The sequence below is a fragment of the Flavobacterium sp. C3NV genome (assembly GCF_046825355.2).
Lineage (GTDB): Bacteria > Bacteroidota > Bacteroidia > Flavobacteriales > Flavobacteriaceae > Flavobacterium.
In genome coordinates, this window is record NZ_JBKQBJ020000001.1 from 58,143 (window position 1) to 78,503 (window position 20,361).

General features: G+C 37.3%; 10 protein-coding genes. 2 read left to right on the forward strand and 8 right to left on the reverse strand.

The genetic code is table 11. The features are described 5' to 3' along the window. Positions 1 to 96: 96 nt before the first annotated feature. From ACIDC4_RS00280 to ACIDC4_RS00310, 7 genes are all read right to left on the reverse strand, one after another. Entirely contained in the window at positions 97 to 2,511 is a 2,415-nt protein-coding gene (locus ACIDC4_RS00280; protein WP_412043847.1) for a glycosyl hydrolase 115 family protein, read from the reverse strand. Positions 2,512 to 2,845: 334 nt separating this feature from the next. After that, positions 2,846 to 4,267 (reverse strand): family 43 glycosylhydrolase, encoded by a 1,422-nt coding sequence (locus ACIDC4_RS00285; protein WP_412043848.1) that lies wholly within the window; start codon positions 4,265 to 4,267, stop codon positions 2,846 to 2,848. Positions 4,268 to 4,623: 356 nt separating this feature from the next. Continuing rightward, positions 4,624 to 5,967, reverse strand: coding sequence for a TolB-like translocation protein (locus tag ACIDC4_RS00290; protein ID WP_412043849.1), 1,344 nt, complete (start codon positions 5,965 to 5,967; stop codon positions 4,624 to 4,626). Positions 5,968 to 6,204: 237 nt separating this feature from the next. Beyond that, a complete protein-coding gene (locus tag ACIDC4_RS00295) occupies positions 6,205 to 7,539 on the reverse strand; it encodes a glycoside hydrolase family 88/105 protein (protein WP_412043850.1) in 1,335 nt (444 codons plus the stop codon). 122 nt (positions 7,540 to 7,661) lie between these two features. Then, positions 7,662 to 8,684: a family 43 glycosylhydrolase gene (locus ACIDC4_RS00300; RefSeq protein WP_412043851.1), complete on the reverse strand. Its 1,023-nt coding sequence runs from the start codon at positions 8,682 to 8,684 to the stop codon at positions 7,662 to 7,664. Between the two features lie 275 nt (positions 8,685 to 8,959). Then, the gene (locus tag ACIDC4_RS00305) at positions 8,960 to 11,056 is read right to left on the reverse strand and encodes a RagB/SusD family nutrient uptake outer membrane protein (RefSeq protein ID WP_412043852.1); all 2,097 of its coding nucleotides are present in this window, start codon (positions 11,054 to 11,056) and stop codon (positions 8,960 to 8,962) included. A 46-nt stretch (positions 11,057 to 11,102) separates the two neighbouring features. Beyond that, a complete protein-coding gene (locus ACIDC4_RS00310) occupies positions 11,103 to 14,255 on the reverse strand; it encodes a SusC/RagA family TonB-linked outer membrane protein (protein ID WP_412043853.1) in 3,153 nt (1,050 codons plus the stop codon). A 421-nt stretch (positions 14,256 to 14,676) separates the two neighbouring features. Between ACIDC4_RS00310 and ACIDC4_RS00315 the strand changes: the two genes are divergently transcribed. Further along, positions 14,677 to 17,643, forward strand: a complete 2,967-nt coding sequence (locus ACIDC4_RS00315) for a glycoside hydrolase family 2 protein (RefSeq protein WP_412043854.1) — start codon at positions 14,677 to 14,679, stop codon at positions 17,641 to 17,643. Then, positions 17,627 to 19,432 (forward strand): prolyl oligopeptidase family serine peptidase, encoded by a 1,806-nt coding sequence (locus ACIDC4_RS00320; RefSeq protein WP_412043855.1) that lies wholly within the window; start codon positions 17,627 to 17,629, stop codon positions 19,430 to 19,432. Before ACIDC4_RS00315 ends, ACIDC4_RS00320 begins: the two co-directional genes overlap by 17 nt. 85 nt (positions 19,433 to 19,517) lie before the next feature. Here ACIDC4_RS00320 and ACIDC4_RS00325 read toward each other — a convergent pair whose 3' ends face one another. Next, a complete protein-coding gene (locus ACIDC4_RS00325; protein WP_412043856.1) occupies positions 19,518 to 20,357 on the reverse strand; it encodes a DUF4249 domain-containing protein in 840 nt (279 codons plus the stop codon). Positions 20,358 to 20,361 lie beyond the last annotated feature (4 nt).

Genomic DNA, 20,361 nt, shown 5'->3' on the forward strand with positions numbered 1-20,361 from the left:
TTTATAAAAACCCAGCTAGAAAAAACCTTTGCGCTCTCTGCGGTTAAATTCTCATTTCAAACCCATAACTCATAACCCATAACTCACAACTCATAACTACTCCCCTGTCTTATAAACCGCCAATTGATCCAGCACAATTCCGGTTTGGTTGACTTGTATTGTAACGGTATGCTTTCCTCTTGAAACATTAGAAACCGGAAGTTTTACAATCGCACTATTTCGCAATACATTTTCTTTCCAGGTATTATCTCTGTCTTTTGTATTGGTTTTAAAAAATTGTACTGCATTTCCGTCTAGTTGAATTCCTATTTCATGATCGAAATTATTTGCGTGTGTGGGCAATAAACGAACTTCGATGGTGTAATTATCTTGTTGATCAATTTCAAATTCATAAGAAACAGCAGGTTTTTCATTTTTAAAAATATGCTGATCAAACGGAAATAAAGTAATCGCATTATTACTGTATCCCAAACCGTTAATTGGTTTCCACTTGTATTCTTTTGCATCTTGTTTACCACTGAATTTATTCGCCTGAATATCGATTCGATTCGTTGTTTTAATAGCCATTTCTTTCGAAAAAGTATTCTTTTTAACCGAATCAAAAACGGGCAGATTTCTCGGATGCATAGACATCATATGATTCCATTTTCCATCACTTAATTTGGTATTGTAAAAATCCGTTAATTCCCTGATCTTCTGATAGGATTCCGAAGCTAACAATTCATATTTATTTTTCTGATTTTCATCTGAAGTTGTGGCTTCTAAATTCCAATACAAAAACTTATGATTCATATAAGCGGCTCCTTTTACCGGATATTCCACCAACTGAAACCATGCAGCTTTTCTTTCTGCCGGAACAAAAGCCGACAAACTATCTACTTTTTTTATTAGATCATCATAGGCTTTTATTCTGTTCAGAGATTCTTCCCTTGTAAAATCAGAAAGTTTTATGGGCGTTGTCGGTTCCGTTTGGCTCCATCCCATATATTCCGGTTTTCTCAGTGAAGCCAATCGGTAATATTCCTCAAAAACAACACTCAAATCAGATGCAATTTCAGGCGTAAATTCCCTTGAAATCCAATCTTTCAAATACTGGTTAAGTCCGTCTGATTTTATACTGTTGATATTCCATGCCAAATCCAGAAAAAGTTCGGTGTCATATTCTGCAGGTTTTATATCGCCCACATTCACAATCCACATTTTTTTTGCACCGTTTTCATACGCTTTCGTCATTTCATACCAAATCAGACCGGGTTGTGTGGTGCTCAGCCAAAGATAATCGTGAGGTCTTCCCCAATAACTTATATGATAATACACGCCACTTCCACCCGATCTTTTTTGCTCTCCAGGATTGCTCAAACGACGTATATAACCATAATTATCATCCGGCCAGACCAAAGTTATATCATCAGGAATTTTAAGTCCGTTATCGTATAATTCTAAAACTTCTTTGTACGGAACAAAAGCTTGCGGAATATCTGCCAAAGGCTTTTTGAAAGTATTCGCAAGCATTTCACGCTGATTTACAATGATTTTTTCAACCATAGCAATCGTTTCTGCTAAATCTTTTGCGCCTTCCATTTTACTATCATGAACGCCTCGCATACCCAATGTCATAATAGTTTCGTTCTGAGCCAGTTTCAACTCATCCAAACGATCCTGCCAGTATTTATCGACCTGTGTTTTATTCGTAAAATAATTATAATCGCCATGAATTTTTGGTTTCCATTCGTCAACATTGTTACGAAGCATCGGTTCTGCATGCGATGATCCGATAACGATATGGTATTTTTGCGCCATTTCCTTATTTCCCGCAATAGTAAAAAAACCTTTTGTAGACGGATGCATTGCCGGCCAAATGGTATTGGCTTTTAATCTCAGCAACAATTGAAATATTTTCTCGTACGTTTTGGGGCCAATATCACCTGTTTCTTTTTCGAAAGTTTTAGCGGCCCACGGCTGTAATCCCCAATCTTCATCGTTTAAAAAAATACCGCGATATTGTACAGATGGCGATGTTATAATTCCCTTTCGGGGAAGTTGTAATGCCAGATTTTCTTTTTTGATCGAATGAACATCTGCCCACCATTTCCAAGGTGAAACACCGAGTCGTTCTGTTATTTCAAAAATAGCATATACTGTTCCCCGAACATCTGATCCTGCGATTAAAAGATTGTCTTTTTCTTTTTGGATGGAGAATTTTTCCCATTGATTTAAAAGCTCTTTCTGAGTTGCTTTCGATTTAAATAATGAAGACGAAAATTGCCCAATATAAATACCTTTTTTAGAAATGGTATTCGTTTGAATAATCTCAGGTCGTTTTCCGGTAATATCTTTTACATCATCCGCCAATTCATTTACCGCCCAAATAATCAAAGGATCGGTATTTTTATCGATATAAATGGACGTTACTTTATTAGAATCTGCAATAGAAAAGTCGCTTAGATTCTTATTTTGACCATAAGAACTTAAAGTTGAGATTGTGAAAATTAATACTGCTATTTTCTTCATTTTTAATTATTTTAAAATGGCCCACGGATGGAACGGATTTTTACGGATTTACGCTGTTTTTTTGCCGCTAAGGCGCTAAGGCACAAAGTTTTTTTTCTTATTGGATTACTTAATCTCGCAAAGGCGCAGAGTCGCAAAGCTTTTTTATTTTGACCTTTGCAAAATGCTAAGTGACAAAGTTTTTTATTTGAAATACATTAAATCATTTTGTGATTTTATTCTCACCGTTATTAAAAACTTTGCGACTCTGCGCCTTTGCGAGATTATTATTCCTTACCAGAAGACGCACTGCTGTGCGTCTCTACAATCCAATCTTTGAACCTTTGTTGCTTTGTCACTTTGAACCTCCCTCAATACTTATTTGACTTACAGAAATATAATTCCCTGTACTTCCATAATTTGTTTTCTTTTTATCGGACCAATTGGGTCTTTCTCCTGTATTATAAACGGTTAAAATGTAATTTCCTTTTTTTAAAATCGGAGATCGAAATACCGGTCCTTTAATTGAAAATTTACTGTACATATCGATCGTATTTGTTAGTATGTTACGTTCATTTTCATCTGCTAAAACTACTTTTGCATAACCATTTTCAGGCCCTGAAAAGCTATACAATGTAATCTGTCGTCCGTTAAATTTGATCGAAAAAGAAGCTTCTTTTTCATCTGATTTACCTTCAGATTCGGTGTGTTTCCAATTTCCTTTGTATTGAATTTGTTTGTCAGTGTTTTTCAGTACTATTTCTTTATTTTCTAAAGCAGAAGCTATTCCAGTTGAAAGATTAATTTGCCATGCTTCCTGATACTTTGGCATTGAAACTGATGTTCCCGAAATTACAAGCGGCTGCCAGACATAAGTCGCTGCAGATCCTTGTTTAGGATAAGACCAGCGATCGCCCATAAACATATACGTCGTATCTTTTGTACCCTGAATTGGTAAAACAAAGGTCGATTGTGAGTTCCATGTTAATGTTCCTTCCGGTGCGATTAATCCTCTGGATGTCCAAGGGCCTTTTAGTGAATTTGAGGTATAATAATAGTTATCGTTTTTCTCCCAGCTTGTAAGATGCGAACCTATAAAATAATACAAACCATCTTTTTTAAGCATTGTAGGTGATTCAAAACCTGTTGTAATATTTTCGTTTACCTTTTCTGTGACCGATTTATAATCATCACTTAATTTATAAATTTCACCGCCATGAACTAAAACATAACCTGAACCATCATCATCCTGAAACGTACCCATATCCCATTTTTTTATGGGTTTTTCCTGAAACAAAAGCGGGCCTTTGAATTCGTAAGGTCCTTTTATCTTTTTTGAAACCGCATACCCTACGAACTGATCTTTATAAGTCAAAGTATCGGCGTGCATGTACATAACGTATTCTCCTGTTTTTGGGCTTTTCATTACTTTAACCCTTTCTCCAACTCTGTTAGGACCCAATTTACCGGATTTTTGTACAGGAAGTGCAACACTTTCAAATTTCCAGTTATAAAGGTCTTTCGAGGAATAACAATTAAATCCAACAAAAGCGTTGCTGGTATCTGTGTGTGCTTCTCCAAAAAGATAAAATGTATCTTTCTCTTTTATAATATTTGCTCCATGTGCACTTACTATATTTCCGTTTTGATCCAGCCAGGGAACTCCGGAATAAATGGCATTGTTACTTTTATCACTATAAACGTAATAGCCTAATTTACTTTGACTGTAGGAAGCTAAAGTGGAAATAGTAAAAATTAATACTGCTATTTTCTTCATTTTGAATTATTTTAAAATGGCTCACGGATGGAACGGATTTTTACGGATTTACGCTGTTTTTTTTGCCGCTAAGGCGCTAAGGCACAAATTTTTTTTTCTTATTGGGTTAATTAATCTCGCAAAGGCGCAGAGTCGCAAAGCTTTTTTATTTTGAGCTTTGCAAAATGCTAAGTGACAAAGTTTTTTATTTGAAATACATTAAATCATTTTGTGATTTTATTCTCACCGTTATTAAAAACTTTGCGACTCTGCGCCTTTGCGAGATTATTTATTCATTACCCGAAGACGCACTGCTGTGCGTCTCTACAATCCAATCTTTGAGCCTTTGTTGCTTTGTCCCTTTGCTCCTCTGAACCTCAAAAACCACGTTTTAACCACTCTTTAGGCACATTTACAATACAAATATTCATCGTGCGATTGTCTTTAGAAAGCATTGCCGACTGAATCTGAATTTTCGTTCCGTCTCTATTGAAAGTGGGATGAATATGGTCTGCTGCGGTTTCTTTGTGTCCTGTGGTGAGCATTATCATTTCGTTTGTTTTTCGGTCTATTAAATACAAACTTCTTGAGAAATCATCTCCTACCGCCCATCTTCCGTCAGATGAACCGTGTACGTGCCATAAACCGCTGCCGCTTTTAGTTTGTCCTGCAATAATCATTTCTCTGGTTCTAAGGTTTACAATCGCCAGGCCTGTTGGTTTTTCGCGCGTTCCTGAATTTCCCCAATTGCTTTCCTGTCCGGGATTTTCAGGATCGCGTACTTCAGTACTAGTTGTAACTTCTACCGGTTTTTCTTTATGAATGTCGATTTTGCGATGCCCCATAATCGCCATTGCCACCTCATCTTTAGAAATTACAGCTTCATGCGTTACCCATTCATAATCTGATTCGGGATACAAAGGTCTTAAACCGGAACCGTCGGCCATAACGGTCCAGGTTCTTTGAGGTGATTTTCCGCCTGTTTCCCAACAAAAAACCAGTTCGCCGGGATTCCATATATTCGATTGAATATGTCCCACCTGAAACGGAACTGAAACAACATGTTTGAATTCTCCTGTTTTCAAATTCATACTGCTTATTCCGCCTGGTCCTGCACCCATATTTCTTGGGCCAAAACTCTTTTCGATTTTAATATTCGGATCTAAGTGTTTTGCTGCTTCTTCTTTTCCAATTCTAAAATATACTATTTCTTCATCAGCATCCAAAGCCATATCTCCCGAAGCGCCCATTTCAGGATTAGCCGTACCGCAAACACGTTCGTAAGCTGCAATGGTTTTCATTTTTCCGGTCTGACTGTCTTTAAAAACATCGGCTAGATTGACTTCTATAATCTGCATTTTATCTTCTGGTGCTTTACGCATAAAATACAATTTCATTGACTTTTGGGCCATGCATAATGTTCCCGTATAACCGCCTTCTGTTACCTGAACCATTACACCTGTTTTTTCATTAACTGCGACGGCTTCTCCATTGGCTCTTTTGGTTCTAAAAATAAGCCATTCACCATCAGATGTCCATTGTGGATGTGTTGGATAGGTTTTAGAATCTCCCGCTGATGTTGTGGTCAAAAAAATTAATTCCTGACCCGTAACGGGGTCTTTGATGATCTTTTTTTCAGAAGGAAATCTTCTCCCAATCTGACTGAAAGCTGTTATTGTGCATAACAGAAAAAGTGTGTTTATTGTTGGTTTTAATTTCATATGCTGTTTTTTTTTTGTGAATTTGCCACGAAGACACTAAGTCGCTAAGTTTCGTGTCTACACTTTGTCGATTAATCGCGCAATCCCGATAGCTATCGGGAGCAAAGACGCAAAGTTTTATAGTATAGTTTTTTAATATTCCTTTGCGCCTCTGCGCCTTTGCGCGAAATAAAAAGTACACAAAGTTTTAACTTCTAACTCATAACTCATAATTCATAACCCACAACCCATAACTCATTAACTCTTAACCTTCAATTGTATCGAACTGTCATTGATTTCGAACTGATTGTTTTTCAGTAACAAAATCATTTCGGCTCCAGCCAATAAAACAGGACCGTAACCGTGTGCAGCATACAGATTTATGGGGCGATAATAATAGAAAGCGGGATCAAAACCCATTCCCGTGCCTACGCAGGTTCCTTCGACCTGACCTTTTGCATTTACTTTTGAAGCTACTGCATTCCACGCTAATAAAACTGCGGGTGTATAAGCCAGTTTGTCGACATAGCCGCGATTGATGGCTCTGGCAATTGAATAGGCATAAATGGCTGTTGCCGAAGTTTCTAAATAAGTGTCATTTCGATCTATTAACTGATGCCAAAATCCGGTTCCGTCCTGATATTGTAATAATCCGGCAATGTGTTTTTGCAGTTGAGACAAGACCTGAGAGTAGCCCGGATGACCTTTAGGTAATACTTCTAATAATTCTACCATTGTCATTACTGCCCAGCCATTTGCCCTTGCCCAATGAAACTGAGGATGTACCTGCATCGACTCAACCCAACCGTGCATATAAAGTCCTTTTTGAGCATTGAACATTCTTTCAGAAAACTGATTGACTTGTTTTACAGCATCATCAAAATATTTGACATCACCGGTATAATTGCCCATTTGTGCCAAAGCGGGAACGCTCATAAACATATCATCTAACCAAAGCGAATTGTCCTGCGGTCTGTTTCTTGCCAGTGTTCCATCTTTTAAGCGATGTTCTTTTTCGCTTATGTATTTGATGAAATTATTAATTACAGGATCGTAAGCTGCATTTGGGTCGTTCTTTTTTGCTTTTATAAATGCTGCACATAATGCGCCTGCATCGTCTAAAGCTTTTGGTTGTAAAACCGTATGCACGGGAGAATCTTTTATATTTTCGGTTTTATAATTGGCTGCGATTTCTGCGATCAATTTTAAACGTTTATTGGCATATGCTGCATATTCTTTTTTTCCTGTCGCATCGCCTGCCAAAAGCATTCCGGCATAGGTAACGCCCCATTCGTAACTTGTTAATCTAAAAGCTCCGGCAGAAAATGCGATCTTTCCTTTTGCTTTTTTGAAATCTTTTACTTCTGAATTATCGCTTACATAAATCGCTTTTGAAGCTGTGTTTTCTTCCAGAAAAGTATAAACTCTGCTTAATACGTTTTCGATATTGCTTTTTTCGGGAATAACATATGGCGTTATATAATCGGGTTTCATTAAATGCAATGGTGCCGTTACGTCATTTGTCTGGGCATTTATATTGGTACAAATTCCGATAGCGAAAACGGTTATAATTTTGGTTAGGTTATAATTCATGGTAGTTGTTTTTTGTTAATATGAAAGTAAATTTTCAAGCTATTTTTGCTAATTCCACTCAACAGATATTTTCTATAGTTAATTTATAAATAATTAAAAATAAGATATTTAAAAAACTTTAGTTAATGTTTTAGATTAATAAAAACTTGTTGATCGCGATTGCAGATAATTTCTCCATTTACATACTCTAACTCGGCAACCTGTATCGAACTTCTTTTGGTTTCGTAACTATCGATACCTTTATTTTCAGGTGTTCTTCCGGGATGTGTAAAGTAAAAAATATAGGCTCGATCGTTATTCACAATAATATCCGGATGTCCCCCAATTACTTTATCATCTTCTCCGGTTCCAGGAACTTGGAGAATGTTTTTTTCTTGTCGGTTCCAGTTCAGTAAATCCTCTGAAGAATATACATTCAACCCTCTCCATGAATCCGAAATCATCCAGTTTTTGCCTTTCCATTGAAATACTTTTGGACCTTCGCCCCTGTCTTTTATAATTTTCTTTCCGCTGTCAACCCAATTATAAAGGTCTTTACTATCTGCATAATAAATTGACTTCCCGTCGTTTTCGTTGTTATAAAACATTCTCCATGAACCATTTGGCAATTTAAACACAGCAGCATCAATACATCTGTCCGAAGCCAGTTTCAATTCGGATTCAAATTTCCAGTCGATTAAATTTTTACTGGTCAAATGAATTATAGATCGTGGATGGTACCAATCGTTAAAAATCCCAGGAACAATTGTCAAATACATGTGATACAAGTTTTTATATTGAATTACATCCGGTGCCCAATGTGTTACGTCTTTAATTTTATAATTGATATTGCAAGTATCTCTGTATTTCCAATTTGCACCATCTGTAGATTCAGCAATGCCAATTCGGGTTCCGTGCACCCAGGTTATTCCTTTGGCTGTAGTATCTTTTGCTCGTCGATTGGTGTAGAACATGAACCATTTTTTTTCTTTATTGTTCCAAATAATCGTTGGATCGGCGGCTCCGTCAAAAACAGGATCGCGATATAAAGGCTTTGCTGCAATATGAGATTTCTCTTTTTTTATGTCTTTTTGAGAGAAAACAGGAAGAGAAAAAAGCAGTATTACAAAGTTCACTAAAAAATATTTCAGGTAGATTCTTGACATTTTTTTTATTTAATTTTCAATTAAATGTGACCATTTTATTCTTTTTTATCGAATACCAGATACTATACTATAAGTTGAAGTAATTCGCTTTATATATATTGTAATTCAATATATTAAAAATAAAAAAATAACATTAAAAGGTTGACTTTAAAATTAAAACACTAAGACGATATTGGCATCCTGTGCTTCCCTGCTTAAAGAATTACAAAAAGGTAAAATCCTAAAAAAACCGTCTCTTTTTTGAGACGGTTTCAAAAACAAAAATTTAAAAGATATTAATATCCAGGATTCTGCCACTCTTTCTTTTGGGCATCTGATAAATTCGAACCATCATCATTCAGCAATCCATCAATGAATGACTGAGGAATAGGACGAAGTTCGTGCTTGTTTGCAGTGATATTAGCTGCTGCTTCTGCATTGAATGCTTTGGCACGTTTGATTAACATTCCTGTACGGGAAAGTGTTTCCCAACGCTGCCATTCTCCTAATAACTCACGTGTATATTCGTTAAGGATAAAGTTTAATGCACGTTCGTAGTCACTTCCGGCTCCAACTTTAGCAATAATAGCTTCATCTTCTGCAGGTAAATTAGCAGGAAATGACGTTAATCTTAAATCTGATGCTGCAGTTGTAACCGGTATTGTTGGATTAGATAAATAATATGTGTTCATATCTAAGTTTGAAGCTGTAAAATTTGTCGCTGCAGTTCCTGTATTCAACGCATTTGTTTTAAACGCCTGAGAACCGTCGTTATAATACGATCTGTTTTCACCGCTTTTCCATTGTGCTCTTGCTCTGATCACGTTGATATCCTGCATTGCATTACCATATTGCTGTAAACGTGCATAACATTCTGCACGAACAAGATACGTTTCGGCAAGACGTGCCATGATGACATCACGGTGTGCATCTCCCCTTTCTGCGGTTCTTGTACCATCTTCCGTTTTGTTGATTCCGGCAAAGAAATTACAAATTGGCTGATTTTTGAATGTAGGCGCTACGTAAGTTCCGTTTTGGTACAAAACTGATGAGTTAGGAACATATTGTCCTTTAACAGCTGACAGAGTTCCTGCTGTAGCAGTTTGTCTTTTTCCAGTTGTCCATTCTGGTAAACGGCCGTTTGCATCTGTCCAGGTTGGCGCCTGAACGCTTGCTCCAAATTTAGCTCCGTTATAGGTATTATCATCTTTAGTATTTAATATCATTACAATACCCGGATCTCCAATTTTCACTCCTGCATTGGCAGTAACTACTGTATTGGCTCCGTAAACAGTTCTAAACGTTTTCCACATACGGGCATCATTTACGTGATCGTAAACTGCATAAGCATATTCAGTTGGACGGCAACGTTGAAAATCCATACTTCCAATCCAGACACCACGTTTTACCCATCCGCCTGAGAAACTTGAAAATTGCGGGGCAAAATAGCTGTAAGTACGGTTTCCGAAACGACCTACCGTAGCGGCATCTCCGTTATGTCCTGCCGCCATTAAGATTTCGCTTAATTGCTCATTCGGGCAGTCAATTCCTGTCCAGTTGGCATAAAGATCACTGTAGTTATTCGTTAATGGTCCGCGGGCAGAAATAGCATAACTACAAGCCTGAATTGCTTCATCAAGATCTTTTGCTTTGTAAGCTGAATTCCATTTATCATTACGTTCTGAAGCACGGAATAATAGTGCTTTTGCAAGGAAATGCGCTGCAGTAGCTTTTGTCCATGTAATTCCTTTTCCATAAGTAAAAACCTCACCTGCAAAAAGATTATAAGAATTACGTAAATCTGATATTACCTGTTCCCAGCATTGCTCTTCTGTAGAACGTGTAAAATTACGAACAACACCTGTTGCAGGTACAGTTTGCAATACAACACCACCGTATTGAGCAGTAAGACGATAATAGTTATAGCCACGTAAAAAATAAGCATGTGCAAGGCAACGGTTACGGATAGCTATATCATCGATTTTTTCTGCATTGGCAATAATGGTATTACAAGAAGCAATTCCGTAATACATTTCATCCCAAAGTGCTGCAGGATTTGTTGCGTTTCCGTTTGCTGCTCCTGTAGCTGCTGTAGCACCAATTGGTCCAAAACGATTGTCGTAAGTGTTCCACATTTCGTTGGTCAGATCGTTTGCATTCGTAAACTCATCTGTACCGTACAAGGTATTGGCATATGACCATTCGAACCCAAAATGCCATCTTATATTTCCATAAAGTGATACTGTCAGGGCTTGAAGACCTTCTGATGTTTCGAAATAATCAGTCGAATACTGGCTATTCTGTTCTTCGTCAAGAAAGTCTTTCGAACAAGAGGAAATCGATAATCCTATCATTACCAAAAGTCCTATTCCTATATTTTTTATATTATTCATTTTTTTACTTTTTTTGTTATACTTAGTTCGTTACAACACATTATTTTTAAAATCCAACTTCAAGACCCATAACGAAACTTCTATTAGAATAGGTTGAATTTGTATCTAAGTCATAAAAGTCTAATGATTGGTAAATATTACCCGGATTTACTGCCTGCACATAAAGTTTAAAGTTTGATAAACCAATATTTTTTGTAAAATCTCTCGAGAAGTTATATCCTAATGAAATATTACGGATTTTTACAAAAGATGCTTTTGGAAAACCAAGAAGTCCGGAAAATTTATCTGCTGATCCTGATGACGCCTGACCCAAAATAGGTTTTTGATACTGAGCATCTGTGTTGTCCGGTCTCCAATAATCAATTTCTCTTTGGTTACCGTGTGCTGTTAGCGCTTCTTCGACTTTCTCGGTTAAGTAACCCGCACGTCCGTAAATATTGATTCCTAACTCAATTCCTTTGTATGTAAAGTTATTGTTCCATCCCATTGTCCAGGTTGGATTGCTGTTACCCAATACTACACGGTCTGCAGCATCCATTTTGTAGTCACCATTTTGATCTTTCGGACGTACATTTCCAGGAGTAAAATTGTAACTCGCACCCCATTTTGCCATTTCAGCAAGATCTTCCGGCGTATTTTGCCATAAACCTAAATTATCATAACCGTAACGAACAGCAATTTGCTCGCCAATAAACCATGTATTATCCGGCATATCGTTTTTACCGTAGGCTAATTCTTCAATTTCATCTTTCTGCCATGCCGCATTTAAATTTGTTTCCCAGGTAAATCCGCCGGTTGTCTGAATCGGAATTAAATTAAGCGTAACCTCGACACCACGATTACTTGTTTTACCAACATTCGCAAAAGTCGAAGGAAAACCTGTTAGCGTAGGGATTTTTACCGCCATTAATAAATCGTTTGTATAGGATTGATAAACATCGATAGCACCACTTACTCTGTTTTTAAAGAAGCTAAAATCGATACCGAGATTGTATTGTGTTGTTTTTTCCCATCCAAGTGCTTTATTAGCCAATGATAACTGAGTATCTGTATAATAAGGCTCATTGGTAGTATAACCAATCTGGTTGCTCATACCATTGAACGGAAGATAGATAGAAGATACAAGCCCTTTTGTTTTATAAGGATCTACAGATGAGTTACCCGTTGTACCAAATCCTAAACGAAGTTTAAGATTTTCAATCCAGTTTACACCTTTTAGGAATTCTTCATTGTTAATTCTCCATGCTAAAGCAGCTGAAGGAAAGAAATCCCATTTGTATCCTTCTGCCAATTGCGAAGCTCCATCCCAACGACCTGACATTGTCAATAAATAACGATTGTCGTAACCATAGTTCGCACGGATCATATAAGAACTTAACTGACGTTCTGTAAGACCTGAACTCATACGCCCGTTATTAGCAGGATTGGTCAAATCGACTGTTCCCATTGCATTCCATAAAAAAGATTTGTTTGGAATATTATTAGCATTCATCGATGAATTTTCAACGTTCCATGATGAAGCTGTCTGAAGCAGGGTTGCTCCTATCTTATGCTTAGCCGCAAAAGTACGGTCGTAAGTAATCATATTGTCTAAAGTCCATGAAAGGTCTCTACGGTTTTGCAAACGTGCGTAATTTACGCCCGAACTTCCATCAGCATTGATTTTAAGTGATGAAGTTCCATCAACATAAACACCCTCTCTCCAATGACGAAAATCCGGTCCAAAATTGATTTTATAACTAAGTCCTTCCAAAGGAGTAACTAATTTACCTAAATCAATTGTGGCTGAAAAATTACCTAAAAGACGTAAAGTCTGTGATCTTTGTGTGCTTTTATCCCATTCGTCCATCACTGTATATACAGCTGATTCACCACCCGGGTTAATAATCAATTTACCGTTTGCATCATAAGGAACTGCAATGTTATAAATCGATTTTGCCGCTCCTAAGATTGCATTTGGCGCTGTTCCGCTTCGTGCTTGTAGGGTCGACATACCAAAATCCTGCTCACTCCATGAAGCATTTAACGAAGCATTGAATTTAAACCATTCTACCGGATTGATGTTTGTACTCAATTTAGCAGTATAACGTTTGTACCATTGTCCTTTTTGAGTACCTTCCTGATCCAGGTATCCAAGTGACCCGTACGCATTTACTTTTTCAGATCCACCACTTGCACTTAAAACGTGTTCTTTACTAATTCCTGCTTGCGTTACAAGATCAACCCAGTCTGTATTGGTTACTTTTGAAGCATCCCAGGTACCGCTTTGCCATCCCTTTAAAACATTATCTCTTGATGTCTGACCGTCTAATGCACTGTCAAAAATCAATTTATCATTTGCAAAAGTCGGAGAATCCGGATGCGCATAAGTTGTAGAATTAAGATTGTATGCCGCCCAACGTCTGAACTGAATAAAATCAGCTGCATTCATTGAAGGAGCACGATCTACAATTTGAGAAGCCGTTAATGTTCCGGCATAGTTCAAACTAAAAACCCCTGATTTTCCTTGTTTCGTCGTCACAATGATTACCCCGTTTGCACCTCTTGAACCGTAAATAGCGGTTGCAGAAGCATCTTTAAGTACGTCGATAGACGCAATATCTCTTGGATTCAGTGTTTCAATAGACGAATCAGACAACAAAGGAACACCATCTACCACATAAAGAGGATTATTACTTGCTGTTAACGAACGTGTACCACGAATACGTACTGTACCAATAGAACCCGGACGCTCGTTGCTTGTAATATCAACTCCGGCAGCTTTTCCCTGCAGTGCCTCAAGTGCATTAGCAACAGGTCTGTTCATTAATTGCTCTGCACTTACACTTGCAACTGCTCCGGTTACATCAGATTTCTTTTGTGTACCGTAACCTACCACAACCACTTCATTAAGTTGTGCTATATCGTCTGCAAGTTTTACGTTGATTTCTGAATTTGTTCCAACAGCAATTTCCTGAGTTTTAGAACCTGTTGAAGAAAAAACCAACACCTGGCCCTGAGTTGCATTTACAGAAAACTTGCCATCAAAATCAGTGGTAGTTCCTGTCTTGGTTCCTTTAACAAGCACATTTGCCCCCGGTATTGGTAAACCAGATACATCTGTGATCGTTCCTTTAACCACTTTGTTTTGCGAATAAGCTGTAGTATGCAATAAGGCAAACAGAGCAAAAATCAGCAAAAAATTAAGCTTGTTTTTCATAAAAGTTAAAATTTGGTTAATTATTTAGTTAATCCAAATTTATCGAGAACCTCCATGCTCTGTATCCTGTAGTATCCTGTTAGCTTTCAATATCTTATATTATTTTTTGTATTTATCTTAACAGAAAAAACACACAACAGCTTGATTTACAACCAGTATTTAAACAGGATCACACCGAAATATCATATCAAAAAAAATAATTATTTATTTTTTTACTATTCCTATTTATTTCTATAAAAAATTACGGATTGAAAAACAAAGACTACAATTTACTGCGTATTTAATTCTCTAAACAGGATGCTACAGGATGGCAATTTAACTCTATGCTGCTACTTTTACTTTGATAATTTTTCAGATTTTGAAAAGTTGAATTTGAATTAGCAATCCAACTGATTCACATTATTATAAATCAACAATCCCAATGAAAAAAGTTTTTATATACTTTACTATATTCCTGTTTCATTCCGTTTTATTCTCTCAGGAATTTAAGAGAGAAAAATTAAATTTTAATGCTGACTGGAAACTAAAAACAGGAGATTTTAAAGACGCAGCGACAGTAAATTTTAATGACAACTCGTGGAAAAAAGTAACCTTGCCGCACGCGTACAATCAGGAAGAAGCTTTTGAAAAAGACATCGAACATCTCACCACGGGAATTGTCTGGTATCGTAAAAAATTCAAATTGCCTAAAGGAATTAAGGATCGCAAAATTTTCATTGAATTTGAAGGCATCCGTCAAGCGGGAGAAATTTATGTAAACGGACAAAAAGTGGGACTTCATGAAAATGGCGTAATGGCTTTTGGCTTTGATATTTCGGATTTAATTAAACCATTCCCTTCAGAAAATACTATTGCACTCCGAATTGATAATGACTGGAAATACAAAGAAAAAGCTACCGGAGCTTCTTATCAATGGAACAATATTAATTTTAATGCCAATTATGGCGGTATTCCTAAAAACGTCTTTTTGCATGTTACTAGTAAATTATATCAGACGCTTCCACTCTATTCTTTTCTAAAAACTACGGGCGTTTATATTTATCCTTCTAAAATTGATATTACCGCTTCGAGTGCTGTAATAAATGCTGAAACCCAAATTCGCAATGAATTTAATACAGCTAAAACAGTTGAATATGAAGTAGTAATTGAAGATATCGACGGGAAACAAATTGCTTCTTTCTCTGGTGAAAAAATGACTCTTTTACCTAACGAAACTAAAACTTTAAAAGCGAATCATCTGGTTCAGAATCTACATTTCTGGAGTTGGGGATACGGTTATTTGTATACAGTAAAAACCATTTTGAAAGTAGATGGAAAAACTATTGATGAAGTTTCGACTAAAACCGGATTCAGGAAAACGGAATTTAAAGAAGGACAATTTTGGTTGAATGACAGGGTACTTCAGGTAAAAGGTTATGCACAGAGAACGAGTAATGAATGGCCGGCAATTGGGATGTCGGTTCCGCCTTGGTTGAGTGATTTTAGCAATAAATTGATTGTTGAAGGCAATGGAAATTTAGTCCGATGGATGCACGTAACGCCCTGGAAACAAGATATTGAATCCTGCGACAGAGTTGGATTATTACAGGCAATGCCCGCAGGCGACGCCGAAAAAGATGCGCAGGGCGATACATGGAAACAAAGAGTAAACCTGATGCGCGATGCTATTATCTATAACCGAAACAATCCGAGTATTATTTTTTATGAAAGCGGCAACGAATCGATAAGCGAACCGCACATGCATGAAATGAAAAGCCTCAGGGATACTTATGATCCTTTTGGAGGACGTGCGATTGGTTCGCGCGAAATGCTGGACAGTCAGGAAGCTGAATATGGTGGAGAAATGCTTTATATTAATAAAAGCGCCAGAAAACCTTTGTGGGCGACTGAATACTCGAGAGATGAAGGTTTGCGTAAATATTGGGATGAATTCTCCCCTCCGTTTCATAAAGAAGGCGACGGTCCTTTGTATCGTGGCAATCCTGCTCAGGATTACAATCACAATCAGGATCGGCATGCTATCGAAAATATCGTGCGTTGGCACGATTATTATCGCGAAAGACCCGGAACCGGAAAACGAGTGAATTCCGGTGGCGTGAATATCATATTTTCCGACTCGAATACGCACCATCGCGGGGAGCAAAATTACAGAACAAGCGGCGAAGTCGATGCCATGCGCATTCCCAAAGACGGTTATTGGGCGCATCAGGTCATATGGGATGGCTGGGTCGATATCGAAAAACACCGCACTCATATTATGGGGCACTGGAATTATACCGATAAAGTTGTCAAAAACATTTACGTAGTTTCGACAGCTTCTAAAGTTGAACTATTTGTAAATGGAGTTTCACAGGGTTTTGGTAAACAAAGCAACGAATTCTTATTTACTTTCGAAAATATAGCCTGGAAATCCGGTACAATTAAAGCAATTGGTTACGATGAAAAAGGAACTGTTTTAAGCGAAGATTCTAAAATCACGGCTGATGAACCGGCAGCAATACAACTAAAATTACGCACTCAACCTAAAGGAATGTTGGCAGACGGTAATGATCTTGCTCTGATTGATGTTGAAGTGGTTGACAAAAACGGAAACCGTTGCCCGATCAGTAATGATTTGATCACTTTTACTCTTGATGGTGCGGCGAACTGGCTTGGAGGAATTGCGCAAGGGCCAAACAATTACATTCTTTCAAAGGAAATTCCGGTCGAAAATGGTATCAACAGAGTCATGATTCAATCTTTGGCGAAAGCCGGAAAAATAAAGGTTACCGCTTCCGCGAAAGGACTAAAAGAAGCCGAAATCAGTTTTGAAACAAAGCCTGTAACGGTTGTAAACGGCATTTCGAAAGAATTGCCAGGAATAGATCTTCCTTCGAATTTAGAACGCGGCCCAACGCCAAGAACGCCTTCTTATACACAAAAAAGAATTGCTGTAAATATCCTGAACGCTGTATCGCCATCGAATAATAATGATACTTATAAAAGTTACGATGACAATGAATTGACAGAATGGCGAAATGACGGAAACCTTAATACCGGATCGATAACGTACACGCTTTCGAAACCTTCAATAGTAAACGAATGCGTGGTAAAGATGACGGGCTGGAGAACCAAAATTTATCCTATTCGTATTTTGGCCGACGGAAAAGAAGTTTTTAAAGGTAATACAACTCAAAGTTTAGGTTATATTACTATCGCTCTAGAGCCTGTTCTTGCCGAAAAAATCACCATTGAATTGATCGGATCAAGCAAGGAAAAAGACGGTTTTGCTAAAATTGTTGAAGTAGATGCCACAAAAGAACTAGATTTATATAAAGATAAAACATCAGTAGATGCAACCGGACAATTACGTATTGTTGAAATAGAATTTTATGAAAAAATCAAATAATTTGAAACCGCTAAAAGCCTTATTCTTTTTTATATCCTTTTGGATGTTCACTCCATCATTTGCACAAAAAAAAGAAATTCCGTTATGGGATAAAATTCCTGATGAGATTCAATCGACAACTTATTCAGAAATAACAGACCGCAAAGGCGATATTTCCGAAGGAGTCCGACAAGTCACTTTACCTACTCTTACTGCTTATTTTGCCGATGCTGAAAAATCAAACGGAACTTCGGTTATCATTTGTCCCGGTGGTGGTTACGGCATGCTGGCGATTAATAAAGAAGGTTATAAAGTAGCCGAATGGTTCAATAGTTTAGGTATCAATGCTTTTGTTTTAAAATACAGATTACCAAGTGATCTGATCATGAAAAACAAAACAGTTGGGCCTTTGCAGGATGCTCAGGAAGCGGTTCGATTGGTACGTAGAAATGCCGTGAAATGGAAACTAAACCCGAACAAAATTGGGATTATGGGATTTTCTGCCGGAGGACATCTGGCGGCAACATTAAGTACGCATTATAATGATAAAGTGTACACGCCAATTGATACAACAAGTGCTAAACCTGATTTTTCTCTTTTAATTTATCCTGTTATTTCCATGCAAAACGGAATCACTCATGAAGGTTCAAGGGATAATTTATTAGGCAAAAATGCTGGTCGCGAAGCCATCGATAAATATTCTACTGAAAAACAGATCAATGCGGCAACTCCCCGAGCTTTTTTGGTTCATGCTACAGACGACAAAGCGGTTCCGGTTGAAAACAGCATCGATTATTATCTGGCTTTAAAAAAAGAAAAGGTATCTGCAGAAATGCATTTGTATGAAGATGGCGGTCACGGTTTTGGTTTGGGCGTAAAAGGAACGAATGCATCATGGCCAAAAGACTGTGAGAAATGGCTTGCTGCTAACAATTATATTCTGAAACCTGAGGGATATGTGTTTACTTATTTTAAAGGAAATGGCGAAGACGGCCTTCATATGGCGTATAGCGAAGATGGTTACCAATGGAATACTTTAAAAAATGACAAATCCTTTTTGACTCCCGAAGTAGGCAAAGACAAACTGATGAGAGATCCTTGTGTGATAAAAGGCGGCGACGGATTGTATCATATGGTTTGGACAGTGAGCTGGACGGATAAAGGGATTGGTTATGCTTCATCAAAAGATTTAATTCATTGGTCGAAACAGGAATTTATTCCGGTAATGGCGCATGAGGAAAAAGCCAGAAATACGTGGGCTCCCGAAATTACTTTCGACGAAAAAAATAAAACCTATATGATTTATTGGGCTTCGACAATTGACGGGAAGTTTCCTGAAACAAAATCGGATGAAGAAAAAGGATACAATCACCGCATTTATTATACCACTACGAAGGATTTTAAAAAGTTTGAAAAAACAAAATTATTGTACGAACCGGGCTTTAATGTTATCGATGCTTCGATTGTAAAACAGGATCAGGGATATGTAATGTACCTTAAAGATGAAACGCGTAATCCGGTACAGAAAAATTTAAAAATCGCCATCAGTAAAAACCTGACGGGTCCTTATAGTAAAGCAAGCGAACCAATTACGGGAAATTATTGGGCCGAAGGACCAACAGCAATTCAGATCGATAATCAATGGACGGTTTATTTTGATAAGTATACATTGAAAAAATACGGTGCTGTACAACAAACTTCAAAAGGCTGGCAGGATATTTCAGACAAGGTTAGTTTTCCATCGGGAACGCGACATGGTACAGTGATAAAGGTTTCTGCTGAGGAGATTAGGAATTTGAAGAAGGAGTAAAATCCAATTTTATATAAAAAAATATACACCTGACATAATTATTTATATGCCAGATGTATTTACAAATCAACCTCCAATTAAATTCTTATTTTACTGTATACGACATACGGTTTGCTTCACAAAGCCTGAAGTAGCCTAAAGCAAAATTGTTAGCGTCAGTAGTATTAATTATATTTCCTCTGATATTGCCCGGTACTGCAGCGAAAGGGTTTGAATTTGTTACTTCTAAAATCAAATTCATGTAATTATAAAAGTTTTTAGAAATACCACGATGTGTGATATCAAGAACTTTCCCCGGCTTTAAATCTTCATCTGTAAATTTTTCATTGATTTCATTTCCGTTCAAAAATTCATCACTTGTCGATGAGTATTCCGGATAAGGCAAAATATCCGTTTTATAATCTGTCAGATAATAATTGACCTGATCGGCTGGATCTTTATAATAAAATGTTACCACAATAAGATCTTCTCCTGTTACATCGGCCATAAATTCCTGGTCTATTCTTTCAACTTTCGGCACAGAAACTAATTTTTCGGTAGCGGTTAGGGTTTGTCCATCAACTTGTACAAATAATTTATACTCCATATCAATTGCAGGAACAAAATTAGTACACTTATATAAACCCGGTTCAGCTTCATTAAATGTAAAAATATCTCCATTACTATTTTCAACTCTTACCTGTGCTCCAGAAACCTTCGGTGTCGTTGGACTGTAGTACGAAGCCATTCTGGTTATTTTTATCGACTGTTCGTTTCCGCTTGTTCCTTTTTCCCAAATGATCTCGGCATCGATCACGATTTTAGGATCTCCTGTTTCCAGATCAAGTTCAACTACCTTGTCGCAGGACGAAAGAAGTAAAACAAAAAGAAGACTAAATAAAGTAAATGCTTTACTTTTTAAGTTGTATTTTTTTAATCGTAACATACTA

What these genes read in the sequence shown, in the direction of transcription:
- ACIDC4_RS00280 (WP_412043847.1), bottom strand. Translation starts at nt 2,511, where the DNA reads ATGAAGAAAATAGCAGTATTAATTTTCACAATCTCAACTTTAAGTTCT.
- ACIDC4_RS00285 (WP_412043848.1), bottom strand. Translation starts at nt 4,267, where the DNA reads ATGAAGAAAATAGCAGTATTAATTTTTACTATTTCCACTTTAGCTTCC.
- ACIDC4_RS00290 (WP_412043849.1), bottom strand. Translation starts at nt 5,967, where the DNA reads ATGAAATTAAAACCAACAATAAACACACTTTTTCTGTTATGCACAATA.
- ACIDC4_RS00295 (WP_412043850.1), bottom strand. Translation starts at nt 7,539, where the DNA reads ATGAATTATAACCTAACCAAAATTATAACCGTTTTCGCTATCGGAATT.
- ACIDC4_RS00300 (WP_412043851.1), bottom strand. Translation starts at nt 8,684, where the DNA reads ATGTCAAGAATCTACCTGAAATATTTTTTAGTGAACTTTGTAATACTG.
- ACIDC4_RS00305 (WP_412043852.1), bottom strand. Translation starts at nt 11,056, where the DNA reads ATGAATAATATAAAAAATATAGGAATAGGACTTTTGGTAATGATAGGA.
- ACIDC4_RS00310 (WP_412043853.1), bottom strand. Translation starts at nt 14,255, where the DNA reads ATGAAAAACAAGCTTAATTTTTTGCTGATTTTTGCTCTGTTTGCCTTA.
- ACIDC4_RS00315 (WP_412043854.1), top strand. Translation starts at nt 14,677, where the DNA reads ATGAAAAAAGTTTTTATATACTTTACTATATTCCTGTTTCATTCCGTT.
- ACIDC4_RS00320 (WP_412043855.1), top strand. Translation starts at nt 17,627, where the DNA reads ATGAAAAAATCAAATAATTTGAAACCGCTAAAAGCCTTATTCTTTTTT.
- ACIDC4_RS00325 (WP_412043856.1), bottom strand. Translation starts at nt 20,357, where the DNA reads ATGTTACGATTAAAAAAATACAACTTAAAAAGTAAAGCATTTACTTTA.